The following is a 19361-nucleotide window of genomic DNA, read 5'->3' as shown; positions in this document are numbered from 1 at the left end:
TATCCTTCATCTAAGCCAATCAAAATATAAAGCCATGTAATAAATGCATGGCTTTAAAGCTCAACTCTCTGGAAATAGAATCAATTTTTGATACTGGTATACATCTTATCACCATTCAAAATGATCGCTGACTGGTTTGTGAGACCTTCAGCAACTTGATTTGTCATACGTCCCACCGATTAGGTCATGATGCCCCAACTATGCATAAGCTGATCGACCCCAAATTTACCGCAACTTACATTATTTTCAAACGACTACATTTTGTGCACAATTCTTGCTTATTCATTTATGTGTAAATCACACAATACTAAAAATAGTATCCAAAAAAATGAGGTGCAACATGATTTTTAAAGACCATATTGTTCGTACTGAGAACATCAAAACCATGCAAATGCTTGATAAAGCCAAGCTTGATCATCAAGTCATTGCTATGTTTATGAGTTGTGAAGGCATTCCGCTTGAAACAAGTGATGTGAGCGCTATTTTGAGACAATGTGATGCACTCGGACAGCACAAAGCATCCCATAAAAAAGCCAAAGCGCTGATTCAAGCTAAAATGAACCATTTTGAGGATTCAGAACTGCCTTGCCCTGCGGCTTATTAATTTAATGTAAATATGGCAAAATTTTTAGATAGAAAATTTACGTGGTAAATAAAATCAATCCGTTTTACTTACCACACTTTTTTATTAACCATACTCTCAATTCAACAAGTCATGAACAGTCCAAATAGAACAAACTTCGTCTAATCATTCTTTTTTATAAAACATTCATTTTAAGCAATCGGCTTTCATCTACATAGATGTGTATAATCAAAAATCTATCTTTTTTTACTATTTAATTATGCTTCAAATTCTGCAAAAACAGCTCGATGAAAGTACACATTGCCCACTCTGTCAGGCCAGTATGTCTTATGTAGAAGCTGAAGAGTTTGAAAAAGAAATTAACTTTTATCAATGTAGTCATTGTCAACATCAAGTATTTCAAAATGACCAACGAAGTTGTCATTGTGAGGCTTGCCAAAATAAACGCCGTAAACTGATTAAAGAAGCACGCCAACAAGAACTGCGTAAATATCAGAAAAAAGACCATTTTGAATATGGTTTAGACCAACTAAGTTTTTTAAATAAATTATTTTTATTGAGTCTTTTAGACAATCAAGTTCGTGAAAGCTCAAGTCATCAGGAATATATCGATTGGGAGCAGATGAAATACCACCCAATCACGCCAAATTATTATTTTCAAACACAGTTACTCAATCACCTTATTAAAGAAAATATTTTGGTGGCGAAAGAATTTAGCGATGATGCACATCAATACTATGTCAATGTTCGATTAGATGGTTATTCTGAGCCCAGTTTATTTAGTATTACCACGCAATTACGGCATTGGTTTTATGAGAAACTAACTTTAGGTGTGCCTTTTAAAACATCTGATGAAGTAAAAAATGCTTTATATATGGTGCTTTATCAAGAAATTGTGCAGTTTATGCAGCATTATTGCCGAACTTGGGGCATTCTTATTTCTGGCAATAAAGCATTTCAAACCTTTTGCTATCGTTTATTAGACTCATTAGCTGTCGGGCAAATTTTCTATCTCATTCAAACAGCTTTAGAATATTTGTATAAGCAAAAAGCTTTACAAGTGCGTAATGATAACTTTATTAATACCAATATTTTAAAGAAAACTATTCAACAATATCGTGAACGAGCACTTGCTGAAAAATGGGAAACATCGACGCTGCCTCGCCCACCGAATATTCCGTTAAGTAAAATGAGTCAAATATTGTTTTATCAATTTTTAGGTTACGATGAATCTATCTTTTTCCAACCTATCTGGAAATCTTGGAAAAAAATAGAGCCTCGGTTAAGTTTTTATTCGCAAAAACGTTGTATGTATTGTGGTTCAAATGAATTGAATGTCGATTATGATGCTGAGAGTTATGTGACATTATTCTGTCGTAGCTGCAAACACCAAGATCACTACTTTACCCAGTAAGGGCTTCATATGAATCATCCTGAAAATATTTTAAATTCTCAAGTAGATCAACTTGATATCCAAACTGATGTTATTTTACAACAAGTGTGTGAAGCTTGGACACAATTACAAATTCAGCAACCCTTGGTACAATGTATTACCAATAGCGTGGCAGCGAATTATGCTGCCAATATTTTACTTGCAGCAGGCGCTTCACCTGCCATGATTGATAATCCTTTTGAAGCTGAAAGTTTTGCATCTATCGCTGCTGCTTTAAGTATTAATTTAGGCACACCCACGTCTGAACAAATGCAAGCCATACAAATTTCAGCCCAAACAGTCACAGGTAAAGCAACACCGTGGGTACTTGATCCTGTCGGTTATGGCGCATTTTTAAAATGGCGTAGCGAAATGGTAGATCAATTGGTTTTGCTTAATCCTACAGTCATTCGTGGCAATGCTTCTGAAATCAGTACATTAGCAGGCAACCAAGTCGAATCTAAAGGTGTAGATAGCGCTGTTTCGAGTAGTGAAGTATATTTACAAGCCCTGCCTTTATTAGCACATAGTGAATGTGTGGCAATTTCTGGTGAATCTGATTTTATTCTTTCCAAAGAATTAAATGCTGTAATCCAAGTGAATGGCGGCAGTTTTCTACAACCTAAAGTTACCGCAACAGGTTGTGCCTTGGGTGCATTGATCGCAGCATATTGTGCTGTTGCAACACCGACAATTGCCACCATCTCCGCACATATTCATTTTGCTATTGCAGGAAAGTTAGCTTTTGAAAAAGCGCAAACTGTTGGTAGTTTTAATGTGGCTTTTTTAGATGAAATTTATCAATTAAGTGCAGATAAAATTTGGCAATATGGCGAAATTGAGGTTTTAGCTTTGTAATACTTTTTATTTATTATTTTTAATATCAATGACTTAAAATTTAATTAACCTGATAATATTCACATTTTATAACATATTAAATTGAAGAAATACCGTGAGTATTTCTTCAATTAGTTCAAATCATTTATTTCTTTACAAAGACTTTTTTATAGATTTCTTTCGGCATTTCCGCAAATTCAACACAAAGCTGAATCTCTAAACCAGTTGCCGAATAATCATTAAAGGATTGTAAACATTGAGACAAACTTTCCGTCATCAAATTCTTTTGTTCCTCTGTACGGCCACTTAGTCCCTGTAAACGTACGAAAATAAATGCCTGATTATTTTCTGCACCATTTTCACCACCAAATCCAATTAAATAGTCCGAAACTTCTTTAATACGGGATTTAATATCAAACACATGCCCGACTAAACCTGTATCAAACAAAGCATGGTTTAAGCCTAACATCAGTTTCTTTTTGTCTAAGTTCTGAATATTGTCAGAATAATCAATAAATATTTGTGGCATATCAGCACCGAATTCCTTAACAGCTTAGATTTTAAAACACATTATTCAACAAATAATAACGCCAAACGAACCTGATCATAACCCATCTTAGGACTAGTCAAATCTACAATTGGGCGTAACTTAATAACGCCATCATCGCTAAAATGACTTGGATCTTGGCGTTTTAACAATTTTTTATAAATCTTACGAACTTGCTCAACTACTTCTTCACCTGGACTTGCAATTGAAATATCCAGACCTTGTTCACGGTGTAAACGTGCCAAATGGTTGATAATTGTTGCAGGTGTTAAACCTCGCTCAACTGCAATATCTTGGATTTCATAACCACCTTCAAAGAGCTCACGAGTTTCATCCAAAGTCGCAGAAGCATAATTGGTTTTACCAGCACTCTTCGCTTGTTTTTTCTCATTACGTTCAATTTCTGTGGCATTTAATGTACCTCCACAATGACGAATAAAAGAATTATGCTGCTGGGTTAAATCAGCTTCCAAATAATGCTCTATTGCTTCATTGGAAAGTTCTTGAAAACGACGATCTGCTTTAATTGCCAAACTATCCAACTCTAAAGCTTGGTCGTTAAAACCAAGTAATCTTAATCCGTTAATCGATTTAAGTCGTGACAAAGCCACATAGCCTTGCCCTTTTTCAAACGTATGGCTGAGGTTAATTTCTGCAGCTTCTAAAGTCATACCTTGTGATTTGTGAATGGTGATCGCCCAAGCCAACCGCAATGGTACTTGCTGTAAACTGGCAATGGTTTTACCACCTTCGTTATCGACAGACCACGTTTCAGGTGCAACCAACAGCGTTGTACCATCGGTCATTTTAACTTTTGGTAACATTCCCAATTGATCATCTTCTTCAAAACCAATAACTTCACCTAAACTACCGTTGATATACCCCATATCAAAGTTATTTTTTACAAACATGACTTTGGCATGCTTTTTCAACGTCAACTCATTGGGCGCACGTACAGAAGACTTTAATGTTTCAATCAGTTTTTCATTACCATCTGCCACGGCAACAAATTGATGATCTGTACCTTCAATCGCATTCAGGTGTTGAAAATTGATACTATCGACATCCATATTATGCGTATATAAACGTGTGTAGGTCTCGCCAATGTCTTGGTCACGTGTACTTTGTAGTGCTTGAATATGATGCGCTTGAATGCTTTGAGCACGAATTGCATTGAGAATATCATTTAATGCTGAATCATCTTGACGATGTTGCTCTGTTAAATAGCATACTCGAAACTTGGCTTCGACCCAAGCAGTTGACATAAAACAGAATTTATCGCGGTTTTGTTCACTATTGCGACCCACTGGCGGCAACTGGAAAAAATCCCCAGCGGCAATGACTTGTATGCCACCAAAAGCTTCATCAGATTCTTTAAAATATTTTAAAACTTGATTGACCAAATTCAATTGCTTAGCATGCAACATCGAAATTTCATCAATAATTAAAACTTGGGCATTTTCTAAATGCTCTTTTAAATATTTACGTTCTTTCATACGTTTCAGATCATCATCTGAAAGCGTGTCTTTAATCCCAATACCTGCCCACGTGTGAATGGTCATTCCATTCATATGCGTTGCTGCAATTCCTGTCGATGCGGTAATTGCCACTGGCACTTTACGGGCTTTTAAATAATTGATGTATTGATTAAGCGTATAGGTTTTCCCTGCACCTGCTGACCCAGTCAAAAAGACATTTTCACCCGCTTTCATGAGTTTGAGTGCAGTTTCTTGTTTCATAACAGCCTATATCGACCTGATCAGTTTTGGACTGCTATAGCCTAACGATTTTTGATGAAAATGTTAAGCCGAATGCACAACTTTCGCATTTTAATACATGCTGAACTGATGATTTTAGCCCAGTCCTGCTCATAATTTACATATATTTGATTCATACAATTTATGTAAGGCAAACACATTTTATAAATCACCCAGTTCTTCATTCGGCTGAATGGTCAACTTCCATTTTAAATGTTGATTCACATCATGAATAAAACGTAATGCTTGCAACATATAGCGCTCATCTGGAATTTTGTTATTCGGCAAACGAATTTGATCAAAAGACAATTGCCCCAAGGTGTAAAAACAACCTAAAGTAAATTCCAAACTTGGATCTTCAATATTAGTCATATTGAATGCAACATATTCTTTATCAATAATACGTTTGGTATAAGACAGCGCTAGACAATGTTTAAATACAATCGACTCTTGAATAATTCGTTTTAAGCTCGAAAGTTCCTCATAACACCATTGTTCAAAATAGATTTTCTGCATCGGAGAAACCCTATCCCACTGCTCAAGCTCTACATCTTGTTTGAGTTTTGACAATGTAGTTTCAAAATAAACCTGCTCATGCCAACGCTCAGATTGGTGATATAGACTTAACCAAGTCACATTTTTTCCAATCTCTTGATTTTGATCAAAAACATTCATCAAATAATCTAAAACAAAACTATCAAAGATACTTTGCTTGGGGATTCTACGTGTCGGCATATGTTTAAATTTTTTGCGAAAATCGTCAACTTTAATTTCATGTTTCTTTAATAACCTAAAAAAATCAGGATGTTGCTGTTTTTGGGGATCAATAAATGCCAATAATTCTTTGGGTAAATCAAACACAATATTTTGCACAAACAACATAAAGGCTTGAATCACTCTGTTAATTTTGAAGGTTATTTTCTTATAGAGCATCGGCTGATCTTGCGTCATTAATACGGTCAGATCTATCCATTCATCAATATATAAAAATGATTTTGAAATGATTTTTCTATTTTTTTGTGCCTGACCATCCATCGACTGAATGTCATAACGATCATTTTTCGGGTCATTCGTCCAATCATTATCGATCGCAAATTCATAACATTCATTCAAAAATAACCGTGCAGAAGTATTTCTAAAGAATCTTAAAACACAGACCAAGACTTCTGTATCTATTTTGGAGGTATCCATAAAACTGAGCGCATTGAGCGTAATCCTCGTACTAATACTATTCACATGCAACGCAACCCAATCATTCACCAATGCATCTTGCTTAAACAACCAATTGGCACTGCGTTTAGCGTTACAAAATGGTAGTTTTTGGATCGAATCTTGATCCCAATACGGCGCTTTAGGATCTAGAAAATGTTGTTTATTCAATAAATCTTGATATTGCCAATAGCCACGCTGCATTAATTTCACATAGGCCATCAGATGCGGCTGTTCTTGCGCATGTTTAGACAATAATCGATAGCTATTAAAGTGCTGAATAATGTCTTTCAGCTGTAAAAATTCAGGATAAAAAATCTTAAAAATTCGCAAATAATGACTAGGAATAAATTTATCTAAGGCATAACTCAGTTGGTATAATTTTGGCTGTAATTCAGAAACTGGTAAAAACTCATGACCTAAAATAGAATTAATGAGCAATAAATGTTTGATATTAATTTCAACATCTAACGGAATTTCTTTACCATATTGTGCAAAATCAGTTATATAAGCATAATCAAAATACTCATATTGCATGAGAATTTGATCCATTTTTTGCGCTTCATATAGGCTAATATTATATAAATACTGCTCTACCCGATTTTCACCATCAATCCATTCAAAGACTTGTTCAATCACCGTTTGACGGAACATTTGAGTTTTTGTTTTTAAATCTGTTGGGTGAATGTGCTGAAATCCATCGGTATAAAAATTGATTTCTTCACTGATGAATTTAATTAAATGATCTGCATTCAACTCTCTATTTTCAAGGTTGAGCTTAAATAGTAAGCCCGATATTTCATCTAAAGAAACTTGAATGAATTGATGCGCTATCCCTAAACTCAGCACATTCTCTTGGAAATGAAAAAAGTTCTCTGCTGTTATATTTTTAAAATAAAAAAGTTGATCCAAGTAAATTTGCTTTAACTCAGTAGAAATTTGAAGCAATGCTTGTGCAGCAATCTGGTGCGTATTGTGCAACTCTTTAGGTAGCAACTGTTGCATAACCTGCCTCAATCTTTCTCATGATGACGATGAAGCTTTATTCTAAGCCAACGAACCTGCAAAACATATTGAATAACATTATCTTTTGCAATTTTTTGTTTATTCGTTCAACCATTATACATTTGAAATTTTGTGCAGCTGAATACACGTTAAATATAAACTACTTTTAGAAAATAATTGACGATAAAGTAATGCTAATGTAATGACATTACAACACTTCATCGTCATGAAAAATCATAGTATTAACACGTTGCTTTGGGCGTAATACGCGCTTCAATCAGGTCATAACACCATTGGAAAACAAAGGTATAGACTAGAATACAACTGGTCAATCCTAAGTCCAAAATAACCGCTTGTAGGATAGACATATTCATCGCATATGCCACCATAGGAATGGTCGCAATCATTAATCCGCCCTCAAAACCAATCGCATGTAAAATACGAACTTTGATAGTACGTTTAAACTTTTTCTTCTGTTCATATTTTTCAAAAAAGTGATTAAAAACCATATTCCAAATGACCGAAGTCACAGCCATTGCGATACCTAAAGTTCCTGTCACTTCCATTGGAACTTCAAAAATAAAACTTAATGCAATCGCTATGATCACCAATAGAATGATTTCATAGCTCAGTGCATGAATAATCCTTCTTTTAGAAATCATCATTTTAAAATACTCACTTCATTTACTGATTAAGATGGCTGTAGTATATTTTGATATTATTGATCAATCGAGTCAGGTTCTTTCAGTTTCATTGAAAGGTTGAAACGATTGATTCATGCCTCTATCTCTAATGAATTTTTAAATTGCAAAACAATCATTTGTTTACATGGCTTAAAGTATGAATATCAACCAAGAACAATTAACGATTTTTAAAACTGTGATGGAAACAGGTTCATTTTCTGCTGCCGCACGGAAACTTGGAAAAGTGCCTTCCGCTGTGAGTATGTCCATTGCCAATTTAGAAATTGATCTAAATCTTAAACTTTTCGATCGTGTAGGACGCGAACCAGTTCCAACACCTCAAGCAAATTTTCTTTTTGAAAAAACGGAGCAATTGCTTGTAGAAATGAATCAATGGAAACAACAAGCTCTTGCTCTGAGTGAAGGTTTAGAATCTGCGCTCAATATTGTGGTGGTTTCAGAGCTGATCCATACGGATTGGACAGAATATGTCGCATTATTGGCTGAACATTTCCCCACTTTGCAGATCAATATTTTTAGTGCACCACAGGAAGATGCTTTAAAAATGCTGATTAACCAAACTGCACAACTTGCACTCATGTTTGAACGTGAATTTTTAGAAAGTCGTGAACAATTCGTAGAATTTAAGAAAGAGGCTTTAGTACCTGTAGCATCAATTCACCATCCTTTATCGGTTCATTCTCAAGTGAGGTTTGAACAAATTTTGCAAAGCCGTCAAATTGTTGTTGCGAGCCGTGATCGAACAGTTAAACCTGAATTACTCTATTCTAAAAATTATTGGCGTACAGACAATCATCATTCCGCATGCTCCCTCATTTTAAAACAATTGGGATGGGGAGTATTGCCCTTACAGATGTTCAATGAGAATCCAGAGCTTAAGTATCAATTAAAAATTTTAGATTTGCTCGATTTCACACCCAAGTTTGAATATTTTGTAGATTTAGTTTGGAATAGAGAAAGCCATCTTGGTTCAGCTGCTCGTTTTTTGATTAATCACATCAGAAATCAAAGAATTCATACAAAATAATGGCGTTTTCAATGCATTTTGTACTTTTGCTAAAATTGCATTGTGTTATAAATAAATCACAACTATTTTAACTAAGAAATAACCAGCAATGACACAATCTGCACTAGACCAATTAAAACGCTTAACCACAATTGTTGCTGATTCAGGTGATTTAAATGCAATTCAACAATTTCGCCCTTTAGATGCAACCACCAATCCTTCATTGATCACAGCTGCGGCACAACAGCCTGAGAATCGTGAATTGATTGAAGACGCTTATGCACAAGCAAAACAAGAAGGTTATCAACTCGATCAACTGGTAGAGCGTACAATCGATATTCTCACCGTCAAATTGGGCGTAGAGATTTTAAATATTATTGAAGGTCGTGTTTCGACTGAAGTTGATGCTGCACTTTCTTATAATACTGAAGAAACCATTACCAAAGCCAAAGAACTGCTTGCTTTATATCAAGATTACGGCATTGACCAAAATCGTATTTTAATCAAAATTGCTTCTACATGGGAAGGTATTCAAGCTGCCAAAGCACTTGAAGCCGAAGGAATTCATTGTAATCTAACGCTTCTATTTGGTTTACACCAAGCCAAGGCTTGTGCAGATGCAAAGGTGACGTTAATTTCTCCTTTTGTTGGACGTATTTTAGATTGGTTCAAAAAAGCTGAAAATATTGAAAGTTATCCTATAGAAGAAGATCCGGGTGTACTTTCAGTTAAAGAAATTTATCATTATTACAAACAACATCACATTAAGACTGAAGTGATGGGTGCAAGTTTCCGTAGTGTAGACCAAGTACTTGGACTTGCAGGTTGTGACTTGTTAACCGTTGCACCTAATTTGCTTGAAAAATTAGGACAAGATATGCGAGTTGTTGAAGCACAGCTCAACAATGAACATGCTCAAACAGATCCAGATCAGCCACATGAAAAAATTTCAAAAGCTGAATTTAAACAACAATTAGAATCTGACCTAATGGCTTTCCAATTGTTGCAAGGCGGCATAGATGGCTTTATTAAAGCACGTGAACAATTGGCTTTATTATTACGTCAATCTTTTGGTTTAGATGCTGATTTTATTGATTAAGTATAACTTTCTGTAATTTTTCTAGTTTAAAGCCTTTTTAGAATAACTTTTACTGGATAATTCCAGTAAAAGTTGCAACATAATTACTCAGTATTTTCAGCCTAGTTTGCTATGATGCAAGCTCGGTTTTTTAATTATCTTATCTAAAGTGAGCATCACGTGTTTGGTATAACTGATATTTTGACTTATATTCTAGGGACAATTTTTATCGTTATTTTACCAGGCCCTAACTCACTTTATGTGATGTCAATTGCATCTAGATTTGGTATTCAAACGGGTTATATCGGTGCTTTAGGTGTTTTTACAGGTGACTTAATCCTCATCTTATGCACTGTACTCGGTGCTGCATCTTTACTACATGCCTTTCCGTGGCTGTTTATCATTCTCAAAGTTGTTGGCGCAGCTTACCTCTCGTATCTCGGTATTCGCCTACTCATTGCAAGCGTTAAAACTTGGCAAAGTAAACCTCAAAGTATTCAAGCAGATTCTGACTTAAATAATCGCTCAACTGTTGCCGAATTCCATCCATTTAGAACAGCGCTGACTATTAGCTTGCTCAATCCTAAAGCCATCATGTTCTATCTCTCATTCTTTGTACAATTTGTTGACCCTGCTTATCCCTATCCTGCATTGAGTTTTGCAGCACTTTCCGTCATTTTACAAATTATTAGCATGGGTTATCTCACCATTTTAATTTTTTCAGGTGTAAAACTTGCCAATTTCTTTAATCGCCGTTATAAAGTTGCCGCAAGCTGTGTGGCATGTGTTGGATTATTATTTTGTGGATTTGGATTAAAGCTCGCAACTTCAACCATGTAAGTTTAAACACAGTTTGGGAATAAAAATCCGTTCAGAAGCTCAAAAAAATTTGATTATAGATTCAAATTTGATCGTCTAATCCCAAAGATCAATCACTTAATAAGGAACTGGGAATAAAAGCATTAGTAACATAAATTTCGCTCATGATGTTCATTAGAATCTTTCATGTTTTTATTCTTTGATATTTAGATTTTCACTACAAAGCTGTTCAATGTTCGGTGTATGATGACCATTCATTTTCACCATTTAGTCAAATTTCAAGCAACGGATTATGCAAAAACTTCTCCAAGACTTTTCTATTCCTGCAGTTTTTGCAGGCTTTATTACCTTCTTAATTGGGATCAGTGTTTCTGCAGTGCTGGTCATTCAAGCAGCGCAGCAACTCGGTGCAAATCAGGATCAAATTACCTCATGGTTTTGGGCATTGGGTTTAGGTATTGGTCTTTCGGGATTACTCCTTTCTTGGAAATTCAAATATCCAGTGGCTACTTCATGGTCAACTGCAGCACTTGCCTTAATTATTGCATCCGCCAGTGGCTACTCACTTTATGAAGCTATTGGTGCATTTTTAGTTTGTGGATTACTCACCGCAATCTTAGGTTTTTTAGGTGTTTTCGAGAAAGCACTTGCCTATATTCCACAAAGCCTAACCAGTGCGATGCTTGCAGGCGTGTTACTAAAATTTGGTATTGCGCTATTTGCCAGTATGCAAAACAATTGGGCATTTATTCTGAGCTTATTAGCAGTCTATATTGTCACTAAACGACTGTGGACTCGGTATTGCATTGTCATTACAGTCATTGCAGGCATTCTCATTTGTCCATTTTTCATGGAATTTCACATCCCGAGTTTACACTGGGGACTTGCACAACCTGTATGGATGACACCTGAATTTACTTGGTCTGCTATTTTAGGACTTGCCCTGCCTTTATTTGTGATTAATATGGCTTCGCAATATTTACCAGGTATTGCAATGATTAAAAGCTATGGCTACCAGCCCCATGTGAATCAATTGATTGGTTGGACAGGTACGGCTCAAACCTTGCTTGCGCCATTTGGTTGCTATACCGTGAATATTGCAGCGATTAGTGCAGCAGTCAGCTTAGACGATCAAGTTCACCCAGATCCATCTAAACGTTATATCGCAGGAATGAGCTGTGGCTTTTTCTATATATTAATGGGACTGTTTGCAGCGACGTTAACCAGTTTGCTTATGTCGTTTCCATCGCTATTTATTGTTGCATTAGCAGGAATCGCACTGTTCGGAACAATTAGTCACAACCTTGCAATTGCATTTCATGAAGTAAAAGACAGAGAGGCTGCTTTACTCACCTTCTTATTCAGTGCTTCAGGTATCCAATTTTTTGGTATCGGTTCGGCATTTTGGGGCTTACTCTTTGGTTTCGCCGTGTCTATTATTCTAAATTTTAGAGCGAAAAAATAAGTTTTTTGCTTAAATAAGGGCTTTATAAAAATTACTTTTATGGATGTTGAAAATACGATACTTTCTTCATTCATAAAAGCTTTGCAATGATATTTAAAATGGTCAATACATTATATTAGCGATCTGGATCAATATCACAATTTTCTAGATTTGAAAAGAATCTAAAAAATGCCATATAAATCAGCATAACTTATGCATTAAAGCCATCAAATTTTAGACAAAAAAAAGCTTACCCTAGGATGGATAAGCTTGAAAACTTAAATAAGTCAAATTAAAATAGAAACTACAGCTAGAATCTGGAATAGATAATAACGCTGAACACACTATTAAACTAATACTTTATATATATCATCTTAGACATTTTTTATATCAATAAAACAACATATTTTACTTAATTTAAAAAATACGAGATAAATATCACAAAAAAGATAAGGTTTAAAATAACAAACAACCCAAATAGATAGAATCCTAAGACTAAAGTTTAATAGCACTCATTTTCCAAATTTTTAAATTCTGAGCTTTTAAACTTGAGTATTTAAATCTCTAAGTTTTAAATTTAACAGCTTTTAATTTCATGATAGTCACCAGTACCTTCAGGCCACGGTGATAAAAGCTCAAATCCAGTCTCAGTCACAGCAACCATATGTTCCCATTGCGCAGATAAAGACTTATCCGCTGTCACGACAGTCCAGCCATCTTTAAGTTCTTTAACACGTGCTTTTCCAGCATTAACCATGGGTTCAATCGTAAATACCATGCCCTTCTTTAAAATCAGACCTTGTCCAGTCTGACCATAATGCAGCACATTCGGTTGCTCATGGTAAACTTTGCCAATGCCGTGACCACAGTATTCACGAACAATTGAATAACCTTCACGTTCCGCAACATGTTGAATAGCAGCACCAACATCACCTAAAGTCGCACCAGGCTTCACCGTATGAATCCCTGCTAGCATTGCCTCATAAGTAGTTTCTACTAATTTTTTAGCTTCAGGTTTTACTGTACCAACATAATACATTCGGCTAGTATCACCAAAATAACTATCTTTGATAATTGCCACATCAATATTAATGATGTCGCCATCTTGCAAAATCGAATGTGCTGATGGAATACCGTGACAAACCACTTCATTGGGTGAAATACAGGTGGTTTTGGTATAACCATAATAACCAACATTTGCAGGAATAACTTTGAGGGTATTCACAATATAATCATTACAAATGTCATCTAAATATTCAGTCGATACACCCGGCTTCACATACGTGCCTATCATTTCTAAAACTTGAGCAGCCAAACGCCCAGACACTCTTAACTTTTCAAGGTCTTGTTCAGTTTTAATGGTGATAGTAGAAGCTTTCATGTGTATCTGTCCGCAAAATTGAATGGCTATTATATGCCTTTTCATACCTTTTTGGGTGCTTTCTTATAGAACATAAGCCCCATATTGATAGATATGTCACAAATAATCGTACATAAAGCGACGTAAATTAAAATTTAATCCTATTTTTATAAAAATAAATAACCAATCTCTATATTTTAATTTATAGATAATTTATCTATTTTTCATCTACATAAATATAACTTATTTCGCTAATTGATTATAATTTATAAAAATATGGAATATTAAACATAAAATAAAATACAAAAAAAATTGCTTTTCCACTAAAATCACTGTCTTTGTTTCTCCAATTTCTTCCTTTATGACTAATCTCCGTACTAAGGATATTATTGCTTTAGGGTTCATGACCTTTGCCTTATTTATTGGGGCTGGCAATATTATCTTTCCACCTATTGTTGCTCAACAAGCGGGTGAACACGTTTGGCTCGCTGCCCTAGGTTTTCTAATCACAGCTGTAGGATTACCTGTTCTCACCATTATGGCACTTTCTAAAACAGAAGGTTCTATTGCAATTTTAAGTTCACCTCTAGGTAAAGTTGCAAGCTTAATTCTCACAGTGGTGTGCTATTTAACTGTTGGGCCACTTTTTGCAACACCTCGTACTGCAACCGTTTCTTATGAAATTGGATTTTCTCCTTATTTCGGAAATGGTAATGCTGCACTTTTCACCTATAGTGTTATCTACTTTGCCTTTGTTACTGCTGTATCACTTTATCCAAATAAATTATTAGATACTGTCGGGCATGTCCTTGCACCATTAAAAATTTTCGCACTTGCTATTTTAGGTGTTGCTGCATTTATTATTCCAACAGGTTCAATCTCTCCTGCGATTAATAATTATGTTGCAAGCCCCGTTTCAGAAGGTATTGTCAGTGGTTATTTAACCATGGATACTTTAGGCGCTTTGGTTTTTGGTATTGTGATTATCCATGCGATTCACTCTCGTGGTGTAACAGACAAAAAATTAGTGACCCGATATGCAATTATTGCGAGTTTAATTTCTGGTGTAGGTTTAACTCTCGTTTACCTCAGCCTATTTAAACTGGGTCTAGGCAGTCATGATGTCGCTCCAAATGCAGCCAATGGCGCAGTGATTCTACATGCCTATGTTCAACATGCTTTTGGTGATTTAGGCTCATTATTCCTCACTGCACTTATTTTTATTGCATGTATGGTAACGTCGATTGGCTTAACCTGCGCATGTGCAGAATACTTCTCTGAACTAACTAAAATCCCTTACAAAATTTTAGTACTTATTCTCGTTTTATTTTCTTTGGTTATGTCAAACCTAGGTTTAACCAAACTTATTGCATTTTCAGTGCCAGTACTTAGCGCGATATATCCTCCTGCTATTGTTGTGATTCTTTTAAGTTTTTTCTGGAAAAAATTTAATCGTCCATCTGCTGTAATTGCACCCGTAACCGCAATTTCGTTCTTATTTGGTATTATCGAAGGTATTAAAGTCACAAGCTTTAAAAACTATTTACCAGAAATTGTCCAAACACTCCCTTTAAATGAACAAAATCTTGCATGGTTAATTCCATCACTTATTGTTCTTATTATTTGTGTTGTTATCGATAAAGTTAAAAAATAAATCTTTTTAACTATCTGAGATTAGAGTTTAATTTTACCCAAATTAGATTTTATGTGTGATCAATAATCGTCAAGTTTACCCAACTGGCCCTTATTGCTTACGACTCGACAATCACAAGTTTAAACAATGACTTCTTAGATTTAAGATCAGGCGATGCTTTAATTTGATACATAAGCGATGAATTACTCAAGCTCATTTAAAACAATATTGAGCAATATTTAAGTGCTTAATTAAACAGTTTAACAATGGACAACTGCAATAAAATTTAATAATTGCCAATCATACTAGAAACACCTATAACCAACTTAAAATACTCTCACAAATGTGAATGTTTTGAGCAAAAGATCTCATCCAATCCATATCATCAAACAATAATCACACTATTTTTCTTTTGCATCTGATCAACAATTTCTTCTGTTTTAAAGCCTAAACGCCAATACAGTAATTCTAAAACATCCAGTTCGTCTTGGGTAATAATACGATCATGCCATAAACAAATTTCTGCGACACCTAAAATACTCAGACGATCACGTAACAATAATCCAGAAATATCATTTAAAATCTCACCAATATCAATGGGTTCATCTGAAATATCTTCAAATAACTCAAGCTCATCTTTAGACAACACTCTATCTAAAATTTGATAACGCACTTCCAACTGATTCGCACTATTAATCTGCTGCACATGCAATAAAGCATCGATTAAACGCACAATTTGTGGTTTAACAGTTTCCAATGAAGATGGCGTATGCATTGGAAGTAAATGCAACTCCGCCTTGACTCGCTCGATGAGTAACGCATCCAACAAGCCAATTTCACCATCTTCCTGAATAATTTTAGCCAGTTTAGTGACAAATTGCCTTGCACTCGTCGCAGGCATATTCCCTAGATTTACACAAGCATCGTGAAATATTTGAATATGAACACGACCATCCAAATTTAATAATGAATCTACAATTGCTCGGCTGACTTGGGCATCTGATGGAATAAATTCGCGGTATTGACGAATCATTAGAATCGCAACCATCACTTCCCGAGAGCCTGTCGCGGTTTGCATCGCACGTTGAATTAAGTCTGGACGCACTATTTGTTGCCGAACTTCAGAATTTAGAGGCTTAATTGCATCATTAATGGCAAAGGAAATTGGCGATAATCGCAGCAATGGTAATGGTTGTGGCGACACCCAAGGGTTATATACTTCCCCATTCGATTCTTCCAAAGAACGCAATAAACTAAATAATGGTTGGTTACGTAATTTTTTTAAATTTTCCAATTGTAAGTCTTGTAATAATGTTGGATTGAGTTCGTAAATTCTATCCTCAATGCTTGGGTGAATATTCATCCAACTTTGCGGACTCAATGAATTTGCAAAACACATATGCGCAATCGCTTCTGAATATTCACTATGAATTTGTGAACCTGCATGATGCACATAGATACGCAATAAGGTCTGCACATTAGCATTATCCAACATTAATTTTTTGGTTTTATAATCATTATAAAAAGTACGCCCGCCTAAAATAAAATACTTCGTTAAGCGGTTGATCAGAATCCCCATACTACCCAATAGCCAAATCACACCACCAATTGCAACGAAACTGGTTTCAAATTTATGCTGTGGACGATTGCTATAGCGGTTATAACCCTGTTTAGCAATTTTGCTACCAATCTGACTAAAAGTAATCAAGCCACTGTATAGAATTTTTAGCCGTGTATTTTCATTGGCTTCACCCGTCAAAATTTGGTTAAACTCATGCCCCAATAAGCCATAAAGTTCCAACTCATCCAAGTTTTGTAAAGCCCCCCAAGTCAAAATAATAACGGTATCTTTGGGGTGAAATCCTGCGGTCAGTGCATTCACACCGACTTCATCAGGTAAGACATATAATGTCGGGATATCAATTGCAAACGTTTGTGCCAGTTTTTGGGTTAATTTCAAAGCCACGCTTTCTTCAGGCGTGCTTTCAATTTGACTCAAACGTCTTGCTTTTAATTGTTTAGCTAGAGAGTGCCCACCAGATCGGAATACATAGAATTCATACGCAATTGACCAGATTACAATAACAAGGATCAAGCCGACAAAATAAGGGCTCAGTACATGCCACCAAATCGATTGTTCAGGCTCAAAATAATAGACCAACAAACCAAGTACTGTATTTAAAATGAAAATCGTCAAAATGACCGCAACCAAGCATATGCTCGCAGTCCACAATAGATTTTTGTTTTTTGTTAAATAATGACTGACATCTTTCAATGTAAACTTCCTCATTACATTGCAAAATACTATAAATGAAAAAAGCGGGAAATTCCCGCTTTTTCAAAGTGTTTTCTTCAAAGAATTTTCTTTCAAGATGAATTAAAGAAATTACAGCTCTTCTTTAATCCCACTCAAATCTACCGATGACGCATCAATATTGACATCAATATAACCATCTTTTTGTTTCTTCGCCATATCATTACGGCTATTTTCAAGATTGGTTAAATACTGCTGATCAATATCACCCGTCACATAAACCCCATCAAATACCGAACAATCAAAGTCCTGTATTTCTGGTACTTTACTGGTTTTTACAGCAGCCTTCAAATCATCCAAATCTTGGAAAATCAAACGATCTGCGCCGATAATATTTTGAATTTCTTCAACAGTACGATGTGCTGCAATCAATTCTGCCTTCACTGGCATATCAATTCCGTACACATTTGGATATTTCACCATAGGCGCAGCAGAAGCAAAATAAACGCTCTTTGCACCTGCATCACGTGCCATTTGGATAATTTCATTACACGTCGTACCACGAACAATGGAATCATCTACCAGCAGTACATTCTTGCCTCTAAACTCAAGTTCAACTGGGTTTAATTTTTGACGTACAGATTTCGTTCGCTGCTGTTGACCTGGCATAATGAAAGTACGACCGATATATCGGTTTTTCATAAAGCCTTCGCGGAATTTCACACTCAAAATATTGGCTAATTCTAATGCTGAAGTACGACTGGTATCAGGAATTGGAATAACCACATCGATGTCATGAGCTTCACCCCATTCACGCAGAATTTTCTTCGCGAGCATCTCACCCATTTTCAAACGCGCTTTATAAACTGAAATACCATCAATCGTTGCATCTGGACGTGCAAAATACACATATTCAAAAATACACGGACGATATCGTGAATTATCTGCACATTGTTGTGAGAAAAATTCGCCTTTTGCATTAATAAAAATCGCTTCGCCAGGCTCAATATCACGCTCGACTTTAAAGCCTAAAGCTGTAATTGCAACAGATTCAGATGCGATAATATATTCTTTCTCACCATTCTCAGTTAAACGAGAACCGTAGATTAAAGGGCGAATACCGTTTGGATCACGGAAACCCACTAAACCATGACCAGTAATCATCGCAACGACACCATAAGCACCTTTACAACGCTCATGTACACGTTTCACTGTATGGAAAATATCTTCTGGCATTGGCGTAAGAGATGCACATTTCTGTAATTCATGTGCAAATACATTTAACAATACTTCTGAATCAGAATCTGTATTCATATGACGTAAGTCAGTTTTGAATAAATCATCATGAATATCAGCAGCATTGGTTAAATTACCATTATGTGCCAATGTAATCCCGTAAGGAGAATTTACATAAAATGGTTGTGCTTCTGCACTGCTTGAAGAACCTGCGGTTGGGTAACGCACATGCCCAATACCATAGTTACCTAATAATGCACGCATATGGCGAGTATGAAATACGTCACGTACCATACCATTGTCTTTTCTTAAAAAAAGACGACCATTATGACAAGTCACAATCCCAGCTGCATCCTGTCCACGATGTTGTAACATCGTCAACGCATCAAATAACATTTGGTTAACAGGCGATTTACCAGCTATACCAACGACTCCACACATAACTACCTCGCAGACC

At 35.7% G+C, this 19361-nt stretch carries 15 protein-coding genes; 8 read left to right on the top strand and 7 right to left on the bottom strand.

The window, feature by feature from the left end:
* Positions 1-340 precede the first annotated feature (340 nt).
* The 3 genes from ACG94X_RS04165 (at position 341) to thiM (ending at position 2873) form a co-directional block, all read left to right on the top strand.
* Positions 341-604, top strand: coding sequence for a hypothetical protein (locus ACG94X_RS04165; protein WP_419382474.1), 264 nt, complete (start codon positions 341-343; stop codon positions 602-604).
* 235 nt (positions 605-839) lie between these two features.
* Complete coding sequence (locus ACG94X_RS04160; RefSeq protein ID WP_419382578.1) at positions 840-1997, top strand: hypothetical protein; 1158 nt, start codon at positions 840-842, stop codon at positions 1995-1997.
* 9 nt (positions 1998-2006) lie between these two features.
* Positions 2007-2873 carry a hydroxyethylthiazole kinase gene (gene thiM / locus ACG94X_RS04155; protein ID WP_419382473.1) on the top strand — a complete coding sequence of 289 codons (867 nt, stop codon included), beginning with the start codon at positions 2007-2009 and terminating at the stop codon, positions 2871-2873.
* A 124-nt stretch (positions 2874-2997) separates the two neighbouring features.
* Here thiM and ACG94X_RS04150 read toward each other — a convergent pair whose 3' ends face one another.
* From ACG94X_RS04150 to aceI, 4 genes are all read right to left on the bottom strand, one after another.
* Entirely contained in the window at positions 2998-3381 is a 384-nt protein-coding gene (locus ACG94X_RS04150) for a 5-carboxymethyl-2-hydroxymuconate Delta-isomerase (protein WP_419382472.1), read from the bottom strand.
* A 41-nt stretch (positions 3382-3422) separates the two neighbouring features.
* Positions 3423-5138 (bottom strand): DEAD/DEAH box helicase, encoded by a 1716-nt coding sequence (locus ACG94X_RS04145; RefSeq protein WP_419382471.1) that lies wholly within the window; start codon positions 5136-5138, stop codon positions 3423-3425.
* A gap of 180 nt (positions 5139-5318) precedes the next feature.
* On the bottom strand, positions 5319-7370 hold the full coding sequence (locus tag ACG94X_RS04140) for a hypothetical protein (protein WP_419382470.1): 2052 nt from the start codon (positions 7368-7370) through the stop codon (positions 5319-5321).
* Positions 7371-7612: 242 nt separating this feature from the next.
* A complete protein-coding gene (gene aceI / locus ACG94X_RS04135; protein WP_419382469.1) occupies positions 7613-8035 on the bottom strand; it encodes a chlorhexidine efflux PACE transporter AceI in 423 nt (140 codons plus the stop codon).
* A gap of 175 nt (positions 8036-8210) precedes the next feature.
* On the opposite strand from aceI, the gene aceR reads away from it, so the two are divergent.
* The 4 genes from aceR to ACG94X_RS04115 all read left to right on the top strand — a co-directional run bounded on the left by aceR (position 8211) and on the right by ACG94X_RS04115 (position 12442).
* Entirely contained in the window at positions 8211-9101 is an 891-nt protein-coding gene (aceR, locus tag ACG94X_RS04130; protein ID WP_419382468.1) for an HTH-type transcriptional regulator AceR, read from the top strand.
* A gap of 88 nt (positions 9102-9189) precedes the next feature.
* Positions 9190-10179: a transaldolase gene (gene tal / locus ACG94X_RS04125; RefSeq protein WP_419382467.1), complete on the top strand. Its 990-nt coding sequence runs from the start codon at positions 9190-9192 to the stop codon at positions 10177-10179.
* A gap of 159 nt (positions 10180-10338) precedes the next feature.
* Positions 10339-10998, top strand: a complete 660-nt coding sequence (gene leuE, locus ACG94X_RS04120; protein WP_419382466.1) for a leucine efflux protein LeuE — start codon at positions 10339-10341, stop codon at positions 10996-10998.
* Between the two features lie 271 nt (positions 10999-11269).
* A complete protein-coding gene (locus ACG94X_RS04115; RefSeq protein WP_419382465.1) occupies positions 11270-12442 on the top strand; it encodes a benzoate/H(+) symporter BenE family transporter in 1173 nt (390 codons plus the stop codon).
* Positions 12443-12998: 556 nt separating this feature from the next.
* Here the strand turns inward: ACG94X_RS04115 and map are convergent.
* Positions 12999-13802: a type I methionyl aminopeptidase gene (gene map / locus ACG94X_RS04110; protein WP_419382464.1), complete on the bottom strand. Its 804-nt coding sequence runs from the start codon at positions 13800-13802 to the stop codon at positions 12999-13001.
* A gap of 340 nt (positions 13803-14142) precedes the next feature.
* Here map and brnQ point away from each other — a divergent pair, with 340 nt between their 5' ends.
* The gene (brnQ, locus tag ACG94X_RS04105) at positions 14143-15435 is read left to right on the top strand and encodes a branched-chain amino acid transport system II carrier protein (RefSeq protein WP_419382463.1); all 1293 of its coding nucleotides are present in this window, start codon (positions 14143-14145) and stop codon (positions 15433-15435) included.
* A 364-nt stretch (positions 15436-15799) separates the two neighbouring features.
* Here brnQ and ACG94X_RS04100 read toward each other — a convergent pair whose 3' ends face one another.
* Together ACG94X_RS04100 and purF are read right to left on the bottom strand one after the other, a co-directional pair.
* The gene (locus tag ACG94X_RS04100; protein WP_419382462.1) at positions 15800-17689 is read right to left on the bottom strand and encodes a M48 family metalloprotease; all 1890 of its coding nucleotides are present in this window, start codon (positions 17687-17689) and stop codon (positions 15800-15802) included.
* A gap of 111 nt (positions 17690-17800) precedes the next feature.
* The gene (purF, locus tag ACG94X_RS04095) at positions 17801-19345 is read right to left on the bottom strand and encodes an amidophosphoribosyltransferase (protein WP_419382461.1); all 1545 of its coding nucleotides are present in this window, start codon (positions 19343-19345) and stop codon (positions 17801-17803) included.
* Between the last annotated feature and the right edge of the window lie 16 nt (positions 19346-19361).

It is taken from the genome of Acinetobacter psychrotolerans, from assembly GCF_048552595.1.
Classification (GTDB): Bacteria; Pseudomonadota; Gammaproteobacteria; order Pseudomonadales; family Moraxellaceae; genus Acinetobacter.
The sequence above is the reverse complement of the archived record's forward strand: the minus strand, read 5'-3'. Positions and strand labels throughout refer to the sequence as shown.

What these genes read in the sequence shown, in the direction of transcription:
- aceR (WP_419382468.1), top strand. Translation starts at nt 8,211, where the DNA reads ATGAATATCAACCAAGAACAATTAACGATTTTTAAAACTGTGATGGAA.
- map (WP_419382464.1), bottom strand. Translation starts at nt 13,802, where the DNA reads ATGAAAGCTTCTACTATCACCATTAAAACTGAACAAGACCTTGAAAAG.
- ACG94X_RS04145 (WP_419382471.1), bottom strand. Translation starts at nt 5,138, where the DNA reads ATGAAACAAGAAACTGCACTCAAACTCATGAAAGCGGGTGAAAATGTC.
- thiM (WP_419382473.1), top strand. Translation starts at nt 2,007, where the DNA reads ATGAATCATCCTGAAAATATTTTAAATTCTCAAGTAGATCAACTTGAT.
- ACG94X_RS04140 (WP_419382470.1), bottom strand. Translation starts at nt 7,370, where the DNA reads ATGCAACAGTTGCTACCTAAAGAGTTGCACAATACGCACCAGATTGCT.
- aceI (WP_419382469.1), bottom strand. Translation starts at nt 8,035, where the DNA reads ATGATGATTTCTAAAAGAAGGATTATTCATGCACTGAGCTATGAAATC.
- purF (WP_419382461.1), bottom strand. Translation starts at nt 19,345, where the DNA reads ATGTGTGGAGTCGTTGGTATAGCTGGTAAATCGCCTGTTAACCAAATG.
- ACG94X_RS04115 (WP_419382465.1), top strand. Translation starts at nt 11,270, where the DNA reads ATGCAAAAACTTCTCCAAGACTTTTCTATTCCTGCAGTTTTTGCAGGC.
- ACG94X_RS04150 (WP_419382472.1), bottom strand. Translation starts at nt 3,381, where the DNA reads ATGCCACAAATATTTATTGATTATTCTGACAATATTCAGAACTTAGAC.
- brnQ (WP_419382463.1), top strand. Translation starts at nt 14,143, where the DNA reads ATGACTAATCTCCGTACTAAGGATATTATTGCTTTAGGGTTCATGACC.
- tal (WP_419382467.1), top strand. Translation starts at nt 9,190, where the DNA reads ATGACACAATCTGCACTAGACCAATTAAAACGCTTAACCACAATTGTT.
- ACG94X_RS04165 (WP_419382474.1), top strand. Translation starts at nt 341, where the DNA reads ATGATTTTTAAAGACCATATTGTTCGTACTGAGAACATCAAAACCATG.